The organism is Actinotignum timonense (assembly GCF_030216305.1).
Classification (GTDB): Bacteria; Actinomycetota; Actinomycetes; order Actinomycetales; family Actinomycetaceae; genus Actinotignum; species Actinotignum timonense_A.
This window is the reverse complement of the sequence record NZ_JASOKT010000003.1, coordinates 82,118-101,210: the sequence shown is the minus strand read 5'-3', so window position 1 is coordinate 101,210 and position 19,093 is coordinate 82,118. Positions and strand designations below refer to the sequence as shown.

Annotated in this window: 17 protein-coding genes; 8 read left to right on the top strand and 9 right to left on the bottom strand. The window is 59.4% G+C overall.

Annotation, left to right across the window (positions count from 1 at the left end; all coding sequences use genetic code 11):
• Nucleotides 1-505: 505 nt before the first annotated feature.
• From QP305_RS03155 to rpmH, 8 genes are all read right to left on the bottom strand, one after another.
• Nucleotides 506-1,897 (bottom strand): ParB/RepB/Spo0J family partition protein, encoded by a 1,392-nt coding sequence (locus QP305_RS03155; protein ID WP_284903945.1) that lies wholly within the window; start codon nucleotides 1,895-1,897, stop codon nucleotides 506-508.
• 12 nt (nucleotides 1,898-1,909) lie between these two features.
• Nucleotides 1,910-2,851: a ParA family protein gene (locus QP305_RS03150; protein WP_284903944.1), complete on the bottom strand. Its 942-nt coding sequence runs from the start codon at nucleotides 2,849-2,851 to the stop codon at nucleotides 1,910-1,912.
• Between the two features lie 269 nt (nucleotides 2,852-3,120).
• On the bottom strand, nucleotides 3,121-3,771 hold the full coding sequence (gene rsmG, locus QP305_RS03145) for a 16S rRNA (guanine(527)-N(7))-methyltransferase RsmG (protein WP_284903943.1): 651 nt from the start codon (nucleotides 3,769-3,771) through the stop codon (nucleotides 3,121-3,123).
• A gap of 21 nt (nucleotides 3,772-3,792) precedes the next feature.
• Entirely contained in the window at nucleotides 3,793-4,293 is a 501-nt protein-coding gene (locus tag QP305_RS03140) for a protein jag (protein WP_016442050.1), read from the bottom strand.
• Nucleotides 4,294-4,405: 112 nt separating this feature from the next.
• Nucleotides 4,406-5,533 carry a membrane protein insertase YidC gene (gene yidC / locus QP305_RS03135; protein WP_284903942.1) on the bottom strand — a complete coding sequence of 376 codons (1,128 nt, stop codon included), beginning with the start codon at nucleotides 5,531-5,533 and terminating at the stop codon, nucleotides 4,406-4,408.
• A gap of 11 nt (nucleotides 5,534-5,544) precedes the next feature.
• Nucleotides 5,545-5,871, bottom strand: coding sequence for a membrane protein insertion efficiency factor YidD (gene yidD, locus QP305_RS03130; protein ID WP_219619193.1), 327 nt, complete (start codon nucleotides 5,869-5,871; stop codon nucleotides 5,545-5,547).
• Nucleotides 5,872-5,918: 47 nt separating this feature from the next.
• Nucleotides 5,919-6,368 (bottom strand): ribonuclease P protein component, encoded by a 450-nt coding sequence (rnpA, locus tag QP305_RS03125; protein ID WP_284903941.1) that lies wholly within the window; start codon nucleotides 6,366-6,368, stop codon nucleotides 5,919-5,921.
• The gene (rpmH, locus tag QP305_RS03120) at nucleotides 6,369-6,509 is read right to left on the bottom strand and encodes a 50S ribosomal protein L34 (protein ID WP_039898524.1); all 141 of its coding nucleotides are present in this window, start codon (nucleotides 6,507-6,509) and stop codon (nucleotides 6,369-6,371) included.
• 481 nt (nucleotides 6,510-6,990) lie between these two features.
• Here rpmH and dnaA point away from each other — a divergent pair, with 481 nt between their 5' ends.
• From dnaA to QP305_RS03100, 4 genes are all read left to right on the top strand, one after another.
• Entirely contained in the window at nucleotides 6,991-8,679 is a 1,689-nt protein-coding gene (gene dnaA, locus QP305_RS03115; protein ID WP_284903939.1) for a chromosomal replication initiator protein DnaA, read from the top strand.
• A 667-nt stretch (nucleotides 8,680-9,346) separates the two neighbouring features.
• On the top strand, nucleotides 9,347-10,477 hold the full coding sequence (gene dnaN, locus QP305_RS03110) for a DNA polymerase III subunit beta (RefSeq protein ID WP_087070156.1): 1,131 nt from the start codon (nucleotides 9,347-9,349) through the stop codon (nucleotides 10,475-10,477).
• A 13-nt stretch (nucleotides 10,478-10,490) separates the two neighbouring features.
• Entirely contained in the window at nucleotides 10,491-11,780 is a 1,290-nt protein-coding gene (gene recF, locus QP305_RS03105; RefSeq protein ID WP_284903937.1) for a DNA replication/repair protein RecF, read from the top strand.
• Complete coding sequence (locus QP305_RS03100) at nucleotides 11,770-12,360, top strand: DUF721 domain-containing protein (RefSeq protein ID WP_284903936.1); 591 nt, start codon at nucleotides 11,770-11,772, stop codon at nucleotides 12,358-12,360. The genes recF and QP305_RS03100 overlap by 11 nt, the downstream gene beginning before the upstream one ends.
• Before the next feature lie 19 nt (nucleotides 12,361-12,379).
• On the opposite strand, the gene QP305_RS03095 is transcribed toward QP305_RS03100, so the two are convergent.
• Nucleotides 12,380-12,751, bottom strand: coding sequence for a metallopeptidase family protein (locus QP305_RS03095; protein WP_231366691.1), 372 nt, complete (start codon nucleotides 12,749-12,751; stop codon nucleotides 12,380-12,382).
• Nucleotides 12,752-13,022: 271 nt separating this feature from the next.
• Between QP305_RS03095 and gyrB the strand changes: the two genes are divergently transcribed.
• Genes gyrB through QP305_RS03075 form a run of 4 tightly spaced genes read left to right on the top strand, consistent with a single transcriptional unit; the run spans nucleotide 13,023 to nucleotide 19,035 of the window.
• Complete coding sequence (gene gyrB / locus QP305_RS03090) at nucleotides 13,023-15,047, top strand: DNA topoisomerase (ATP-hydrolyzing) subunit B (RefSeq protein WP_284904030.1); 2,025 nt, start codon at nucleotides 13,023-13,025, stop codon at nucleotides 15,045-15,047.
• Between the two features lie 14 nt (nucleotides 15,048-15,061).
• Nucleotides 15,062-17,686 (top strand): DNA gyrase subunit A, encoded by a 2,625-nt coding sequence (gene gyrA, locus QP305_RS03085; protein WP_284903934.1) that lies wholly within the window; start codon nucleotides 15,062-15,064, stop codon nucleotides 17,684-17,686.
• A 1-nt stretch (nucleotide 17,687) separates the two neighbouring features.
• The gene (locus QP305_RS03080; RefSeq protein WP_284903933.1) at nucleotides 17,688-18,353 is read left to right on the top strand and encodes a DUF3566 domain-containing protein; all 666 of its coding nucleotides are present in this window, start codon (nucleotides 17,688-17,690) and stop codon (nucleotides 18,351-18,353) included.
• Nucleotides 18,346-19,035 carry a YczE/YyaS/YitT family protein gene (locus QP305_RS03075; RefSeq protein ID WP_284903932.1) on the top strand — a complete coding sequence of 230 codons (690 nt, stop codon included), beginning with the start codon at nucleotides 18,346-18,348 and terminating at the stop codon, nucleotides 19,033-19,035. The genes QP305_RS03080 and QP305_RS03075 overlap by 8 nt, the downstream gene beginning before the upstream one ends.
• The last annotated feature ends 58 nt before the right edge of the window (nucleotides 19,036-19,093 follow it).

Sequence of the window (19,093 nt, the reverse complement as noted above, 5' to 3'; positions counted from 1 at the left end):
GCTTTCGTTTCCGCAATGCTAGGAGCACTGTTCAATTGCTCGATTAGAGCGGTATTAATGACGCGTTGCCGCTGGCAAAATGTATATTCGACCTACCCTTCGCGCAATGCAGTCTCGCTGCAGCACTCGCTCAAAACTCAATGAGTCGAGCTAGGTAATTTGTTGGCCAGGATGTTTCACGTGAAACATCCTGCAGTGGAATTCCTCTATCCAGTCCTTCTCCATCGGGCTACTTTTCAACCGTTGGTCCTGGGCTACTTTTCGACCGTCGTCAACAGCGTCGCCAATATTTGTAACAGCACCATACCGGCGCTCAGATCACTCCACAAACCTATATAAACCTACGCATACTGGGTCACTAAAGTTGCATGAGTCATGCGTAGTTTCTCGATTACTTTCCAGCCATGGCTGATAGTAGCTACCCCGCATAAAGGACCTGTGTGTGAATAAGAAAACGGGGCAATGTTTCACGTGAAACATTGCCCCCTATAGAAAGATCTGCCGTCTATTCTTTGTCGGTTTCTCCTTCAGGAATATCTACACCGGCAACATCCGGCGCCAGCACACTCAAAATGCGATTGAGATCCTCAAGTGAACCGAAGTCAATGCGCATAGTGCCCTTCGTGCGACCCATATCAACCTTCACGCGAGTATTGAGCCGGTCGCCCAATTGCGTTGCTACCGAACTCAATTCGTTTTCATAGCGCTTCACACGAACTCGGCGAACAGAAGCTGGGGTGGATTCATCGCCAAGAGCAACGATCTCCTCAACAGCTCGGACGGACAATCCTTCTGCCACAATTCGCTGCGCCAGCCGCTCCATCGCACCAGCGTCGGCAAGACCAAGCAAGGCACGCGCGTGCCCGGACGACAGCACGCCCGCTGCCACCCGGCGCTGCACCAAGGCAGGAAGTTTCAAAAGTCGCAAGGTGTTAGTGATCTGGGGGCGTGAGCGAGCAATCCTCTTCGCCAGCTCATCTTGTGTGCATTGGAAGTCCTCGAGTAACTGCTGATAGGCAGCTGCTTCTTCCAACGGGTTGAGATCAGCTCGATGCAGATTCTCAAGAAGGGCATCACGGAGCAAATCTTCATCAGAAGTGCGCCGAATAATCGCGGGAATATGAGTCAAGCCCGCCCGTTGGGTAGCACGCCAGCGCCGCTCGCCCATAATGAGTTCATATCGGGCCTCCGAATGGTTATCCAAAGGCTCACTAAGTGGGCGAATAACAATGGGTTGAAGAACACCCACTTCTTTAATGGACTGTGCGAGTTCCTCTAAATCGTCATCATCGAAATTGGTACGAGGCTGTGCTCGATTAGGAACGATGACATTGACATCAATCTCGCCGTAGGTAGCACCCGGCACGGCAACGAGGTCATCTTCCGATGTTTCACGTGAAACATTGCTCGGCTCCGCTGCGTCAGTCCCCGCGACACCGTAAGTCCTCGCCGCAACAGCGTCAGCCTCAACTACGGGAGTTTCCTCGGTTACCTTAGTACCCTCAGCTCCAACAGCCTTCGCTCCAGTTATCACTCCCTGTGATTCGACTACACCATGTGGGGTCTCGACCGGCCCATTACTGACCTGAGTCTTCTTGCCGGCCACCTTCTTCTTAGATGCAGCACCCGATGGTTTCGAAGCCACACGCTTAGAACCACCCGATGTTTCACGTGAAACATTCTCGTCCGCCGTGCCATATCCAAGATCTAGGGGGTTAACCTCGTCCTGTTGAGAATCTTCGTGCTGCCGTGAGCCCGCCGCCTCCCGCGAACCCGAGTCCTTCTTCTTCACGGTACCGAAAAAGATATCAATAGGGCTTTCGGTATTCTCTGCCTGTTCCGGTGGAATGAGGGCACCGAGTCCACTGCCTAAACCACGCCGTTTGCGAGTTGCCACGATGGATCCTAACTATGAGAGAGCTGAAAATTCTTTTGCTGCCGCAAGATAGGCAATAGCGGCACGATTTCGGGGATCGTGGGTGAGTACACTCTTCCCGAAGGACGGCGCTTCCGCAGCGGCCACGGACCGAGGAATCTCCGTATGAAGCACCCGGTCACCGAAGTGCGAACGCACTTCCTCGGATACATCCTTCGCCAGATTTGTGCGGGTATCCACCATCGTCACAATAAACGCCGAGATATGTAGCTTCTCATTCCGAGATGAGCGCACATCCTCAACCGTCTGCACTAATTGAGCCACACCCTGGAGCGCATAAAATTCCGCCTGAATCGGTACCAGCACCTCATCAGCAGCCACCAGCGCACTCACTGGCAACAGCGCCATACTCGGCGGGCAATCAATAAATACAAAGTCAAAAGCCTTGCCCTGCGCCGCGAAACTATCCATTGTTTCCCGGATCGCGTCGCGCAAAATAGAATAACGCCCTGGCACCTGGCCTAATTCAAAGTCAACGGCTGCCAAAGTAATACTCGACGGAGCCACGTAGAGATTCGGAATATCCTCGAGCTGAATAAGAACATCCTCGAGCCGTGCTTCGCCTTTAAAAACTTCATAAACGTCGTTGCGTTCTTCCTGTGGGCTAATACCTAAGCCAGTGGAGGCATTCCCCTGCGCATCCGCATCGACCAGCAAGACCCGCATTCCGTTGAGAGCAAGGGCAGCAGCCATATTCACAGCAGTGGTGGTTTTACCGACGCCACCCTTTTGATTCGTCACTGCAACAACGCGGGTATGTTCCGGCTTCTGGAATTTACTCGCCTTGACCTTCTTGAGGCGCTTAAAATCCTCCCGAAGTTCGCGGGCGATCGGAGTGTCCCGATCCTGTGGTGCAGGCGAAGGTGCCGAACTCGGCGCAGCACGACGTCCAACTTTTTTACGGGGATCACTCATAAATAACGCCCTCCTTACCTCAGAACATTCTAGCCGGTATCAGGCCGTCTCTGCGCCGCCGTCATCTGCATCACGCGCGTTATCCACAAGCGCCACACATCACGAACGTATGTTCGATAGACCTGGCCGAATCAGAACACGTCCCGTATAAATCCAGCACACATCCCTTATAAAACCGGGCCTCACAACTAAGCCCCGGAAAACTACGTCGTGAACAACCAAGTTCTCAAGCCCAGTAACCCATCAACCCAGCAACACGCCCGCCTGAGCTACGAAACCTTCTTGACCACCTCGACCACTCGAGTAGCCTCGTCTGTTCCGAAGGGCACCACAGTATGAACCGCAACCTCCGCAGCGCCGTAACGCTGCAACTGCGCTGCGGCGTCGTTAATTTCTTGGGCGGCACGCTCGCCCTTAAGGGCGACCAGGCGTCCGCCAGGTTTGACCAGCGGCATCGTCCACGGCAGTAATTTCTTAAGTGCCGCGACGGCACGGGCGGTCACAATATCCGCCGCAAACCGACCTTTCAACTGTTCTGCGCGGGCGGTCCGCACCTTCACGTTCTGCAAGCCCAGCTCGCCCACCGCGTAGCGCAGCCATTCGGTGCGCCGCTCCATGGATTCGATCAGGGTCACGGTCACGTCCGGCCGCACAATCGCCAACACAATTCCGGGAAAACCGGCACCGGAACCCACATCGCCCACCGTGGCGTTCGCCGGAATGAACTCCTCAATAGCGAGGGAATTGAGCAGGTGCCGGGACCACAAGCGGCCCAGTTCGCGCGGCCCCACAAGCCCGCGCACCTCGCCTTCTTCTTCGAGCAGGCGCGCAAAATGAAGCAAGGTTCCCCATGTCGCCGTGCCGAAATGCTCGGCACCGGCGGCAGGAGGAACCTCGATCACAGGATGTTCTTCCGCCATATATGCGTATTAATCCTCGCCTTAGTCTTCGTCCGCGGGCTTGATGACCACGTGACGCCCGGCACCCACACCTTCGGAATCAGAAACGAGCCCGGCGGCGGCAGCGGCGTCGTGCACAACCTTACGCTCAAAGGGATTCATGGGATCCAGCTCAATTTCATCGCCAGTTTCCTGCACCTCGCGGATCGCTTCCGCGGCAATTTCCTCAATCTTGGCGCGCCGTTCATCGCGATAACCCGCAATATCCAGCATGAGCCGCGAGCGTTCCCCGGTCTTTTCCTGAACCGCGAGGCGGGTCAGATCCTGGAGCGCGTTGAGAGTGGCACCGTGCCGGCCCACCAGGCGGCGCAGCCGCTCATCGGCTTCACCCTCGGTGACAATGGCGATCGTGGCACGATCTTCGTCAATCGAGATATCAATATCGCCGTCGAGATCAGCAATATCCAGCAGTTCTTCGAGGTAGTCAGCCGCAATATCGCCTTCGCGATCAAGCTTCTTAATATCCTCAGACGTTTCGCTCATTCTTTCTCCTGGTATCCGGGGGATCCCCTTCTGGGGCTGCCAAGATTTTGCGCAACCCGTCCGTTCCTTTTCTTTGACTAAGTTTAGCTTGTTCTACGCCGGTAGCCGGGTGTTATTTCCCTCGGTTTTTCTTATTCTTCTTGGCGCGGGCCCGAGCCCGTTCGGCCTGGCGGCGTTCGTAGCGCTTACGGGCGCGTTCTTCATCCGTCAAACCATCTTTGCCGACGACGGGCTTATCGTCCTCGTCCTCATCCGCGGGGCGCGGCATATAAGCATCCGGACTCAGCCCGGCTTTTTTCGCGCGTTCCTTGCTCATCGGCTGGTAACGCTGGCCGCCCTTCTGCTCCTCAGCTTCCAGTTCGGCAATTTCCTCATCGGTGAGACCCTTGCGCTTGCGCTTTTCCAGGATCCGCTTTTCCCGCTCAATATAGGCACGCGAACCGGGCGTGGGATTATGGCGAATGAACCAGCTCTGCTGACCCATATTCCACAGGTTGCCGGCGCACCAGTAGATGAGCACACCCACCGGGAACACCGCGCCGGAGAACACATAGATCAGCGGCATGCCGTAAAGCATCATGCGCTGCATGCGCAGGGCCGCGTTATTCGGATCCTTCTGTTCCGGCATATTCTTCGTCATGAGCTGACGCTGCGTCCAGAACATACTGAGGATCATGATGATCACCAGAACGACGGCGACAATCCGTACCTGCGTGGCATTGGCAAATTGGCCCGCGGTTGAAATGGTGGCCGACATGGGAGCGCCAAAGAAGGTGGTCTCCTCAAAGGACTGCGCCACCGGCTGGGTGATCGGCCCAATGGGCCCGCGCTTACCATTAGCGATGGAGGGGAAGTTAATCAGCACCCGGTACAGGGAGAAGAGAATCGGCATCTGCACCAGCATCGGCCAGCAGGATGCCATGGGGGAGGCCCCGTGTTTGCGGTAAAGCGCCTGCAGTTCTTCCTGCTGGCGCTGCATGGACACCTGGTCGCGCTTCCCCTTGTACTTCTTCTGCAGCTTCTGGATATCGGGTTGCAGCACCTGCATTGCCCGCGAAGCGCGAATCTGCCGGTTATACAGCGGCAAGATGAGCAGACGAACCACAATGGTCAAGCCGATAATGGCGCAGACCCACGCCGGCCCGGCGCCCTGGTTCATTCCCAGGAGTACGAGTCCTTCGTGGATGCCGTACATCACCCACGAGACCGCCCACATAAACGGAGCGAGAATTGTATCCACTTAGTTTCTCCTCACGCTGCTGGGTGTTCCCGCTTGGGATTGCCCGTAGCGTTGTTCGTATCGTCTAAGGCGTCTTCTTTGGCGTAAAGCTCGAGAAGCTCATCTTGGTCCAATGGTTTGCTTGGCCACTGACCCGGCGGTGGCACTCTGTCTACGCCGCCCTTCGTCAGCGGGTTGCACCGTAGCAAGCGCCACACGGTTAAAAGTGTACCTTTGCCGGTCCCGTGAATCTGTATGGCTTGTATCGCATAGGCCGAACAGCTCGGTGCGTAGCGGCATCGCGGCGGGCGCGCGGCTGAGATTGTGCGTTGGTACCAGCGCACCGCCCGCACCAGCATGCTTTCTTTGCCGTGCCGTTCCGGTTGTCCGCTTGCCGGCGTTTGCGTCATGACGCGTTCACCGCCCGCGTTTCTTGCTTGCGTGCTGTTTGCGTATGCCCTGCTAGATCCGCGCTTTGGTGCCCACGTGTTTCGTGCGTGCGCGCTGCTTGCGCCCGTGCCTTGGCTAGCGCGCGGTCCAGGTCCTCACCGAGTTGCGCGCTGCTGCTTCCCGCCGCGGCGGGAAAAGCTCGAACGACGACGAGATCGCCGTCGTCGAAAAAACTTAGGCGCGCACGCATGAGGTGGCGCAGTTGCCGGTATACCCGATGCCGCACCACGGAATTTCCCACAGCTTTGGATACGACAAAACCGACCCGCACAGGGTGAGGGCCGGTTAGGGTCGATTCCGACTGGGAGCCGAGGATGACTTGGACGCGCCGGGCAGAGCCGCGCGCTCCGGAAAAGGCCGAGTCGAAATCCGCCGAACTCCGCATGCGGTGAACGGCTGGAAGCATTTACTGAGCCGAAATCTTGGCGCGACCCTTGCGACGGCGAGCTGCCAGAACAGCGCGACCCGCGCGGGTCGACATGCGCTTGCGGAAACCGTGTACCTTAGCGCGACGGCGATTATTCGGCTGGAAAGTCCGCTTAACCACGGTGATCCCCTCCACTAGATATTGACGGGCTTATCCACAAGCGGTGGCGGCCCTTCTTGACAAATGACGCGCGGCTGAACCACGCATGGACTAGATGACTTTACGCGAGATCAGGCCGGTGAGTCAAAGGTTTTTAGCGCGCGGTGACCGTTATCTCAAGGATGATCACTGTGAGAAAACACGTACCAAAGCAATTTTTTCGACCTATACACATCTGTGGAAAAATCTGAGGATAGGTTTTTAAGGCTCCACAGCGCGCAAGTGACCTGTGAATAACAGAGATGTAATTTCCACAGGTGTGGAGAAGCCTGTGGATAACTCGTTAGCGTGTTGCGCGTCATTCACCTACGATAGGCAGACAGATAGGGCATGGCCTCACCAGATACCGTGAAACTTACAGTCGTGATCATCAACGGCGCTCGGATCACCTGGCTGCGAGGCTCGCCCCCTTTTTTCTTGAAAGAGTCCTCAGGAGGATGTCATGGCGGAGATGAACCCCGCGCGCGATGCTTGGCTTGCTGCCTTGGAATTGCTGCGTATGCAGGGCGATCTCTCCGATTCGCAATCCGCCTTTGTGCGCATGGCCCACCCGCTGGCCACCGCCGAGGACATTTTTATGATCGTGGTGGGATCCGAGTTCGTGAAGAACTGGATCGAGGAACACGTTGCCGATCTCATGACCGGGGCGCTCTCCAATATTCTGGGCCACAGCATTCGCCTGGTGATTTCCATTGATCCGAGCGTGAATGAATCCCCGCTCCCGGCTGCTGAGCGCCGCGAATCTCGGCCCGTTGAGGCTGCTCCGGCTCCGCGCCGGGCGGAAACTCCCACCGCGCTCTCCCCGGATTCGGAATGGAATAAGTCCGCCACCTACCGGGATTTCACCCTGGAGGAACCGGGAGCTTTCCCTGATGCGCCGGGCGAGCCGGTGGCCCCAGCTGCGCCGTCGGCCCTCAATACCAGCCACGCAAGCGCGCCACATACACCGGCACCGCACGTGCCGGCACCACATGCAACCGCGCCGGTTGAAACAACCGCGCCGACCTCGCTCGCCACCCAAACGATGGCTTCCGGGGAAGAAAAGATTTACGGGAATTCGGCCGATCCGTCGTTTGCGGCGATGTCTACGGCCGCCGGGCTCAACCCGAAATACACTTTCGATAATTTCGTGATTGGGGATTCGAATCGTTTTCCGACTGCGACCTCGCTAGCGGTCTCGGAAGCGCCCGGGACTACCTATAATCCGCTGTTTCTCTACTCGGATTCCGGGATGGGGAAAACGCATCTTATGCACGCGATTGGGAATTATGCGATTTCGCTCTACCCGAATATTCACGTGCGCTATATCAGCGCCGAAGAGTTCACCAACGCTTTTATTAACGCGGTGCGTGACGGGCGGCAGAGTGAATTCAAGGATTCTTTCCGCAAAGTCGATATTTTGCTGATCGACGATATCCAGTTCATTGGCGGGCGTGATACCACCGTGGAGGAGTTCTTCCACACGTTCAACGCCCTGACGAATTCCAATAAGCAGATTGTTATTACCTCCGATGTGGCGCCGAATCTGCTCAATGGTTTTGAAGAGCGGATGCTCTCGCGTTTCAATTCCGGGGTGGTGGCCAGTATTGACCGCCCGAATCTGGAAACTCGTATCGCCATTCTGGAGAAGAAAGCGCATGTGGATGGCATTAGTGTGCCGCGCGAGGTGCATGAATATATCGCCACGCATATGACCACGAATGTGCGTGAAATGGAAGGGGCGCTGCGGCGGGTCACCGCCTTCGCGGATTTGTCTAAGCAGCCGGTTTCGCTTACGCTCTCCGAGATGGTTCTCAAGGATCTCATCACCAATCCGGATTCGGTGGATATTAAACCGAGCCTCATCATGGCGCAGACCGCGAATTACTTCTCCATCACGATTGATGACCTGACCAGCGCGGATCGTTCCCGGATTCCGGTGACCGCGCGCCAGATCGCCATGTACCTGTGCCGGGAAATGACGGATCTGTCCCTCCCGAAGATCGGTTCGCTTTTCGGCGGGCGCGATCACACCACCGTCATGCACGCGTATCGCAAAATCGATAAGCAGATGGCCGAGCGGCAGACCACCTATAACCAGGTCTCCGAGCTCTCCGTGCGTATTAAGCAGGCCGCCAGCCAGGCGGAGTAGCTCTGTAACTTTGTAACTCGCGTTTCGTCCGTGCGGCACGTTTAGTGCGACTTTAGTACGACGACGCAGCCACCTGACTAAGCGCACTCCACCGTCGAAGCGACTTTTCGGCTTATTCCAGCGCTTTCCCGCGTTTTCCTCCACCGCTCCAGCGCGCCCGCTCCCAAAAACCTGACTAAATGAGCCAAGTCATGTTTCAAGTCCGGCACGTCTATGTCACGTGCGCCTCACAGCCCGCCTCACAAACCGCCCCGTTTCCTCACCCACACTACCTGCGCGAACGCTATCCACAGGGCTTGCGGATAAGCTGTGGACACGGGCGTAAATTAAGCGGATCGGCGAGATCTAGCGGTGGATAGCCGAAAGCCCAAAGTGTCTCATCCCCCGAAAACCGATATTATCCACAGCACCGTCCACAGGCTCATCCACAGCCCAGATCCGCATGCTCACGCCGTTTCGAACACATTTCCACAGTGTCCACAGCACCTACTACTACCACTACCTATTAACACCCGCATGAACAACAAACGGTCGCCGAGGGCCGGTGCACCCGCACCCCGTAAATTACACTGGTGTAATTACAAAGCCGCTAAATTCTTTTCCTTCCGGGCCCTCCCTCGCGTAAAGTAGCCCTAGACGTTTCTTGTTATTGGGAGGAAGGTTCGCTGTGAAATTGCGGATTGAACACGATGTCTTCGCGGACGCCGTCTCGTGGACGGCACGCACTATCCCCACCCGCCCTTCGCTGCCCATCCTCTCCGGGATCAAAATCGAAGCCAAAGACACCGGTGTCATTGCGCTTTCCTCCTACGATCCCGATATTTCTTCCTATGCCGAAATCACGGGGGATGTGGAAGAAGCTGGAACCATTTTGGTGCATGGGCGCCTGCTGGCTGAATACGCCCGCGCCCTGCCCAATAAGCCCATTGACCTCACGGTTGAAGGCACCAAACTCGATCTGCAATGCGGTTCCTCGCGCATGGTGATGACCTCGATGCCGCTGGAAGATTACCCGGCCGCCCCGCCTCTCGATGGGGTTTCCGGCGTGGTGGACGGCGCGGCCTGGCAGCACGCGGTGGCCCAGGCCGTCACCGCCGCCTCCACCGATGACACCCTCCCGCTTCTCGTCTCGGTCTGCATCGAAATCAACGGTGAAAATATTGCGCTCATGGCAACGGACCGCTACCGCCTGGCCATCGCCAACCTCACCTGGGAACCGGAAGATCCGCAGATTTCCGCGCGCATCCTGGTGCGGGCCAGCCGCCTGTCCGATATCGCCAAGTCCCTCGGCTCGGTGGGTAATGTGCGCATGACCCTGGATACCACCGGCCGTACCGGCCTCATCGGTTTCCGCGCCGCGGATCGCCAGAACGTGGCCCGCCTCATCGACGGGGATTACCCGCAGGTGCGGGCCCTCTTCCCGGATACCGTCAATGGGTACGCCGTAATTGATCGCCTTATGCTGCTCGATGCCATCAAGCGTGCGCGGCTCGTCGTCGAAAAAAATAGTGCGGTGCGCCTGAGCTTCAGCGAAGGCAGTGTGGTTTTGGACGCCGGTCAAAACGATTCGGCGCAAACCAGTGAAGCCCTGCCGGCCACCCTCACCGGGGAAGATATCGCGATGGCTTTCAACCCGGCCTACCTGCAAGACGGCCTGACCGCGGTGGATACGCCTTTCGTGCGCCTGTCCTTCACCAGCCCCACGAAACCGGCGGTTATTACTGGCCAGCCCGAAGAAACCGGCTCCGATACGGATGAGTTCCGCCTCCTCCTCATGCCGATTCGCACCTACTCCTAAGGCGCGGGTGTGAGTGTACATCTCTGACTTAGCGCTGGCGGATTTTCGCAATTACCGGCGTGAAGTGGCGCGTTTCCGCCCCGGGGTGACCATCCTCGTGGGCGAAAACGGCCAGGGGAAAACCAATCTGGTGGAGGCCATCGGCTACCTGGCCACCCTCACCTCCCACCGGGTCTCCTCCGATAATGCGCTGATCCGCCAGGGCGCGGCCGCCGGCGTGGTGCAGGCCCGAGTGCTGCGCGGCGAATCGCCCACCACCGTCGAAGTCGAAATTTATGCCGGGCGTGCTAACCGGGCTCGGCTCAATCGCGGAAACGTGCGCCCGATAGAAATTCTGGGCACGATTCGCGCGGTGCTTTTCGCGCCCGAAGATTTGGCTCTTGTGCGCGGCGAACCGGCGGTCCGGCGCGCTTTCTTGGACGACCTTATGGTGCAGCTGCGCCCGCGGCTCGCTTCTGTGAAAAGCGAATACGAGCGGGTGATCCGCCAGCGCGCCGCCCTCCTCAAAACAGCCGGGGCTGCGCGCCGCCGCGGGAAAGCCGTGGATCACGCCGCGATTGATGTGTGGGACGAGCAGCTAGCCGCGCTTGCCGCCCAGATCGTGGCCGCCCGCGCCGAATTGGTGGCGCGGCTGCGCCCGTACGTCACGGAGATGTACAACGTGGTCTCCGGCAACCGCGGGCACGCCCGCCTCGATTACGCGGCGAATGCGTGGCGCGGCACCTTCAGCCTGCCCGATGCCGCCGCGCTTTTAAACGACGACGCTGCCAGCTGCCACGCCGTCACCTCCCACGAAGAAGCACTGCGGGATGTGGAAACCGCCCGGGCTCTGCTGCGCTCCCAGCTGGATGAACGCCGGGATCAAGAAATTGAGCGCGGCGTGAACCTGGTGGGCCCGCACCGTGATGACCTGCGCTTATCTTTGGGTACTCTGCCGGCCAAAGGCTATGCCAGCCACGGGGAAAGCTGGAGTTTCGCCCTCGCGCTGCGCCTGGCCTGCTGGAAATTACTGAGTGAAGATGGCGAACCCATCCTCCTCCTCGACGATGTTTTTGCTGAACTCGATGCTCGGCGCCGGGAGCGCCTGGCCGAGCTGGTGGCCGGCGCCGAGCAGGTGATTGTGACCGCCGCGGTGGGTGATGACCTGCCCGAAAGCCTGCGCGGGGACCGCCTCCATATCGCGGCCGGCAGTATTACCGGGGAGGTTCGCGATGGTGCGGTTACCGAAGAAGATCGCGGCAGCGCGATAACGGAAGAAGCTTCCGGCAGCGCCATTACCAAGGAGGCCGGCAATGGCGCGTGATGCCGGCGATCTTTTCGCGCTCCACGCCCTGGATGCCGCCCGGGAAGCGGCGTTTCGGCGCGGGGATGTGCGCACTCGCCGCCCTGCCGCCGCGCCCCGCTACCTAGCGGCGAGCGGTGCGGGCGCGCCCGGCGAAAACGGCGCTGCTGATCGCATTGGTAACCCGGTGGCCAGCCCCGGCCCGGGCTGGGGCGATGTGGGTTCCGGGGCTCGGCCCTCCTGGCGCGACCCGCATCCGATCGGTGAACTCCTGGCCCGCACCATCCGCGACCGCGGCTGGCAAAGCCACCTCGATATCGCCTCCGTTTCCGCGCGCTGGGATGCGATTGTGGGACCGAATGTAGCGCGGCACTGCCGTATTGAAGATTTTTCCGACGACGGCGTCCTCACCCTGCGCGCCTCCTCTACCTCATGGAAAACTCAGATGCGCGCGCTCCTCGCTACCCTTTCCGGGCGGATAGCCGCCGAAATAGGGGAGGGGATTGTCAAGGAGATTGTGATTTTGGGCCCGCATCGGCCCAGCTGGAAGCACGGCCCGCTCTCGGTTCCTGGCCGCGGACCCCGCGATACCTACGGCTAGCCCGGCGCACCGATGTTGGCTATTCCCAGCCCAGGGCGTGCAGGGCGTCGTCGTCCAAACCGTAAAAATGCCCGACCTCGTGAATAATGGTGACCCCGATTTCCTCCACCAATTCTTCGCGTGTTTCGCACCAGCGCATGAGCGGGCCGCGGAAAATAAAGATGCGGTCGGGAAGTAAACCGGCATCATCGCCGCGCTCGGTGAGCGCTACCCCGTCGTAAAAACCGAGTACCGCGGGCAGGCCGTCCTCATCGTAATCTTCCGGGCGGAGCATATCGGGTTCGGGCTCCTCCTCCACCAAAAACACCACATTGGGAAGGGAGGCGAGGAAAGCTTCGGGCAGCAGATCGATGGCATCGGCCACCGCCTCCTCGAATTCTTGCTCGGACATCTCCAGCACAGCGGTCCTCCGTCTCAGTTTCGTAGCTGCTTATAGGCTAGAATAGACGAGGGACTCTCCAGCGTAGGTACCTACCAGAACGGCGGTCAATGCGGGAGAGGCCCATTTTTGAGAGTTAGCCTGAAGGAGTGTTCCGCGCGTGTCGGAAACAACGAGTCATCCCGAACCGGTGCAGCAGCCGGAACAAAACCCGGCCTCGCAGCCGGAGCAGAATTCGGCCCAGCAGAATTCGGCCCCGCAAAACCCGGCCCCGCAGAGCCCTGTGCATCACGTCGGCGAAGTATCCCCCGATCAGTCCTATGACGCATCGAATATTACCGTCCTCGAAGGTCTGGAGGCGGTGCGCAAGCGCCCCGGTATGTATATCGGCTCCACCGGGGAGCGCGGCCTGCACCACCTGGTCTACGAAGTTGTAGATAATTCGGTCGATGAGGCGCTGGCCGGCTACGCGGATACCATCACGGTGACTCTGCGTGAAGATGGCGGGGTGCGCGTGGAAGATAACGGGCGTGGTATTCCCGTGGATATGCATCCCACCGAAGGGCGCCCCGCGGTGGAAGTTGTGATGACCGTGCTGCACGCCGGCGGTAAATTCGGCCAGGGCGGCTACGCGGTGTCCGGCGGCCTGCACGGCGTGGGTGTGTCCGTGGTGAATGCGCTCTCCACCCGGATGGAAACCATCGTCAAACGCGATGGCTACGTATGGCGCATCGCCTACGAAAACGGGGTACCCACCCGGGAGCTGGAACGCGGGGAAGAAACCACCGAAACGGGAACCACCCAAACTTTCTGGGCCAATCCGGATATTTTCGAAACCACGGATTATGATTTCGAAACGCTGCGTAAGCGTTTCCACCAGATGGCTTTCCTCAATAAGAACCTGCGTATCAACCTTATTGATGAGCGCCGCTCTGCTACCTCGGAAGGCGATGAAGTCACCGGGGCGGAAGGCGAAACCGCCGCGGAGGTCCCGGCCAAGCGCGAAGTGTCCTATTGCTATTCCGGCGGGCTGCTTGACTACGTCAAATTCCTCAACTCGATGAAGAAATCGGACATCATCAATAACGACATCATCTACTTCGAAGCCGAAGATGATGAGAAGCAGATCGAAGTAGAAGTGGCCATGCAGTGGACCTCGGCCTACTCCGAATCGGTCAATACCTTCGCGAATACCATTAACACCACCGAAGGCGGGATGCACGAAGAAGGCTTCCGCTCCGCCCTCACCTCGGTAATCAATAAGTACGCGCGCGAACACGGGCTCCTCAAAGATAAAGACCCGAATCTTTCCGGTGATGATGTGCGCGAAGGCCTCACCGCGGTGATCTCCGTGAAATTGGGCAACCCCCAGTTTGAAGGCCAGACCAAAACCAAGCTCGGGAATACCGAAGCGCGCACTTTCGTGCAGCAGCAGATGTACACCCAGCTCAGCGACTGGCTTGATTCCCACCCCGCGGATGCCAAAGAAATTATCCGCAAGGGCACCCAGGCTTTTGCCGCGCGCGCCGCGGCCCGCAAAGCCCGGGAAGCCACCCGCCGCAAATCCGTGCTGGAATCAGCTTCCATGCCCGGCAAGCTCAAGGATTGCACCTCGAATAAACCCGAGGAATGCGAAATTTTCATCGTGGAGGGTGATTCCGCCGGCGGTAGCGCGGTGAACGGGCGCGATCCGGAGCACCAGGCGATTATGCCCATCCGCGGCAAGATCCTCAACGTGGAAAAGGCCCGCCTGGATCGGGCACTTTCCTCGGATACCATCCAATCGCTCATCACCGCTTTCGGCACCGGCATCGGCGATGAATTCGATATCGATAAGCTGCGCTACCACAAGATCATTTTCATGGCCGATGCGGATGTGGACGGCTCGCATATCGCGACCCTCCTGCTCACCTTGGTGTACCGCTATATGCGCCCGCTGATCGAAGCCGGGCACGTCTTCCTGGCCATGCCCCCGCTCTACCGCATCAAGTGGACGAACGCCCCCCATTCCTACGTGTTCTCGGATCGGGAACGCGATGAGGTGCTCGAAGAAGGCAAAGCCAACGGCTGGCGGCTACCCCGCGAAGAATCCCAGCGCATCCAGCGCTACAAGGGTCTGGGTGAAATGAACGCGGAGGAACTGTGGGATACCACCATGAATCCGGAATTCCGCACCCTCAAGCAGGTCTCCATCGGGGAGGCCGCCGCAACAGATGAAACCTTCAGTGTTCTTATGGGCGAAGATGTGGATTCTCGCCGCGGCTTCATTCAACGTAATGCGCACGACGTGCGCTTCCTCGATATCTAGGATTTGTCATCATTATGAGCGAAAGCGAAACGACGTCCACGTATAATCACGGCGCGATTATGGAGGTGGATCTCCAGCGCGAAATGGAGAGTTCCTACCTCGATTACGCCATGTCCGTTATTGTGGGTCGCGCGCTGCCGGACGTGCGCGACGGCCTCAAGCCCGTGCATCGGCGCGTTATCTACGCGATGTACGACGGCGGATACCGGCCAGATTCCTCCTTCTCCAAGTCAGCGAAAATCGTGGGCGATGTTATGGGGCATTACCACCCCCACGGCGACGCCGCGATTTATGACACGATGGTGCGCCTGGCCCAACCCTGGTCCATGCGCTACCCGCTGGTTTCCGGCCAGGGTAACTTCGGTACCTCCGGTGATCTGGGGGCGGCCGCCCCGCGCTACACGGAAGCGCGCATGGCTCCCCTCGCCCTGGAAATGGTGCGGGATATCAAGGAAAATACAGTTGATTTCGAGCCGAATTACGATGGCTCGCTCATGGAACCGACCATCCTCACCTCCCGATTCCCGAATCTGCTAGTCAACGGCTCCGAAGGTATCGCGGTGGGTATGGCCACCCGCATCCCCCCGCATAACCTGCGCGAAGTGAATGACGGCGTGCAGTGGTACCTCGCCCACCCGGATACCTCCCGGGAAGAACTCCTGGGCGAGCTCATGCGCCGTATCAAGGGCCCGGATTTCCCCACCGGGGCAACGATCCTGGGAACCCGCGGTATCGAGGATGCCTACCGGACCGGGCGCGGGTCCATCACCCAGCGCGCCGTGGTGGAAGTCGATGAGATCGGGGGCCGCACCTGCCTGGTCATCACCGATCTGCCTTACCAGGTCAATCCGGATCGGCTGCTGGACAAAATGGTGGAGGGCATCAAGGATGGCCGCCTCCCGGGCATTGCTGATATTCGTGATGAGACCTCCGGGCGGGCCGGCCAGCGGATCGTCGTCGTTCTTAAACGTGACGCGGTACCGAAGGTGGTCCTCAATAATCTTTACAAGCATACGCAACTGCAAAATAATTTCCCTGCGAATATGTTGGCGCTGGTGGACGGGGTGCCGCGCACGCTTTCCCTGGACGGTTTCGTGCGGCACTGGGTTGCGCATCAGATGGACGTGATCCGCCGGCGCACCGAATACCGCCTCAACGAGGCGCTCAAGCGCATGCATATTCTGGAGGGCTACCTCAAGGCCCTCGATGCCCTCGATGAAGTTATTGCGCTGATTCGGGCGTCGGCCACGGTGGATGTGGCCCGCACCGGCCTCATGGAACTCCTCGATATTGATGAGGACCAGGCCAATGCGATTCTGGAAATGCAGCTGCGCCGCCTGGCCGCCCTGGAGCGCCAGAAGATCCTGGATGAATACGAAGAAAAGCGGGCCCTCGTGGAGGATTACCGCGGGATTCTGGCTTCCGAGGATCGCCAGCGCTCCATTATTTCCGAAGAACTCCAGGCCATTACCGATAAGTACGGTGATGAGCGGCGCACCACCATCCTTCCTTACGACGGGGAGATGAGCGTGGAAGACCTCATCCCCGAAGAGGACGTGGTGGTTACGGTCACGCGCTCGGGTTACGTCAAGCGCACCAAGGTGAGTGAATACCGCGCCCAACACCGCGGCGGCAAGGGGATCCGCGGGGCCTCGCTGCGCGTGGACGATGTGGTCGATCACTTTGGGATTGCCTCCACCCACGATTGGCATTTGTTCTTCACGAACCTGGGGCGGGTGTACCGCCTCAAGGGTTACGAGCTTCCCGAAGGCGGGCGCGATGCGAAGGGCCAGCACGTGGCGAATCTGCTGGCCTTCCAGCCTGGGGAAACGATAGCGGCGGTGCGTTCGATCCGCAGTTACGAGGACGCGAAGTACCTGGTGCTCGCCACGAAGTCTGGGCTGGTGAAGAAGACCCCGCTCCAGGATTACGATTCTCCGCGCTCGGGCGGTTTGATTGCGATTAAGCTGCGCGAGCTGGCGGATGGGTCCAGCGATGAGGTGGTGGCCGCTTCCCTCGTGGATGAGGCCGATGACCTGCTGCTCGTCTCCCGCCACGGGATGTCTTTGCGGTTCACCGCGGATGCGGAAGCGTTGCGGCCGATGGGCCGGGCGGCTTCCGGCGTGACGGGTATGAAATTCCGCGGGGATGATTCTTTGCTGACCATGGACGTTGTGCATGATGACTCCCAGGTATTCGTGATGACCGAACAGGGCTTTGCCAAGCGGACCAGCGCGGATGAATACCGGGTGCAGGGGCGTGCCGGCATGGGTATTAAGGTGGCGAAGCTGACCGAGGCCCGCGGGGATCTGGTGGGCGCGCTCATGGTGTCCAGCGGTGACGAAGTGCTCGCTATTATGGAATCGGGCAAGGTGATGCGCGCCGCGGTTGATGAAGTGTCGCTCACCGGCCGCAACACCCAGGGCGTTACTTTCGTGCGGCCCGATAAGGGTGACAGAATTATTGCTGTCGCGCGTAATGCTGAGGTGGAGATCGAAGAAGAGGTCCCCGCCGGAGGCGAGCAGCCGGCAGCGGAGGCATCCGCGGAAGCTTCGGAAGCTGCTGAGGTGACGGAACCTCCGGCAGCTGCGGAAGTTACGGAATCTACAGAACCGGCCGCTGAAACCTTGGAGAACTGAGATGACAGATACACAACACACTCCGGAACGCGGGCCCGGCCGCGGGCGTGAGGGCGCGGGGCTGGAGGCAACCCGGGTGCGCGGGGCCATGCCCGCGGCAGCGGAGGGCCACACCGGTCCGGCTGCTTCTACTGCTTCCGTGCCGGCGCATTCAGCTATGCAGTACGACGGCGCCGCTGGCGCCCCGGCACGGGCCGCCAGCGGATCAGCTGGCCCGGCCGCGGGCGGGGCAGCTACCGGGCATCGGGCCAGCGCTTACTCGCGGGTTTCCGCCCCGGAAGGTGCTGCTCCCGCGAAGCAAACCGTGGGCATTCGCCGGATCCGGATGACCATCGCCAAGGTGGAGCCGATGTCCGCCATGAAAATCGGCTTCCTGCTGTCCGTGGCGATTGGCGTGATGATCGTGATCGCGATGATGCTCATCTGGTTCGTGCTGGACGGCATGCACGTGTTCTCCCAGATGTCGGATCTATTTGAGACCCTCGGCAATGAAGAATTGCTGCGAGTGGGCGAATACATGGAATTTGGCCGCTGGATGGCTTTCGCCGTGCTGGTGGGGATTATTCATATTGTGCTTCTGACCGCGCTCTCCGCGATCGCGGCGCTGATCTATAACCTCTTCGCGGCTCTGGTGGGAGGACTGCGCTTGACAGTCACCGATGAGTAGGGCGCTCGCCCCGTGGTGGCTGTGGGTTATCCGCTACCTGGTGCTGGCCCTAGGCCTGTTCATTATGGGCTTCGGTATTCAGCTGGCTATTGCCTCCGACCTGGGTACCTCGCCAATTTCTTCGCTCCCTTACGTGGTTTCGCGCATGACGCCGATCTCGGTGGGCACCCTGACCGGGTGCATGCACGTGGTCTTCATCGCGATCCAGCTGGCTTTGCTGCGCCGCGAATTCCCGCCGCTGGAATTTCTGCAATTACCGATGGCCCTGCTCATGGCGACCGGCATCGACGCGGCCGGCGCGATCCTCGGCCCGATCACGTATGCGAGCTACACCCAGCAGTGGCTGCTGTGCCTAGGCGGGGTAGCGGTGCTCGCGGTGGGAATCTGCGTGGAAGTGAGCTCCGGGGCGGTCGTCAACGCCGGCGAAGGCGTGGTCATCGCGATCTACCGAAAAACAGTGCGCCGCTTCGGTGTGCATCGCTGGACTAATTTCGGTGCCATCAAGGTCTATAACGACGCCGCCCTGGTTGCTCTGGCCACCGCATTGTCGTTCGCGGTGCTCGGGGAGCTCGTGGGCGTGCGCGAAGGTACCCTGGCGGCGGCGGTGCTTACCGGCCCGGCCATCCGCCTGGTGACTCCCTGGCTCGGGGTGCCGCTGCGCCGGCTGCTGCGGCTGAGCTGACAAGTGTGACGCGAACCGCAAGCGAAACGATTTGGAAACGGCGGCTCGCCGGTGTAAA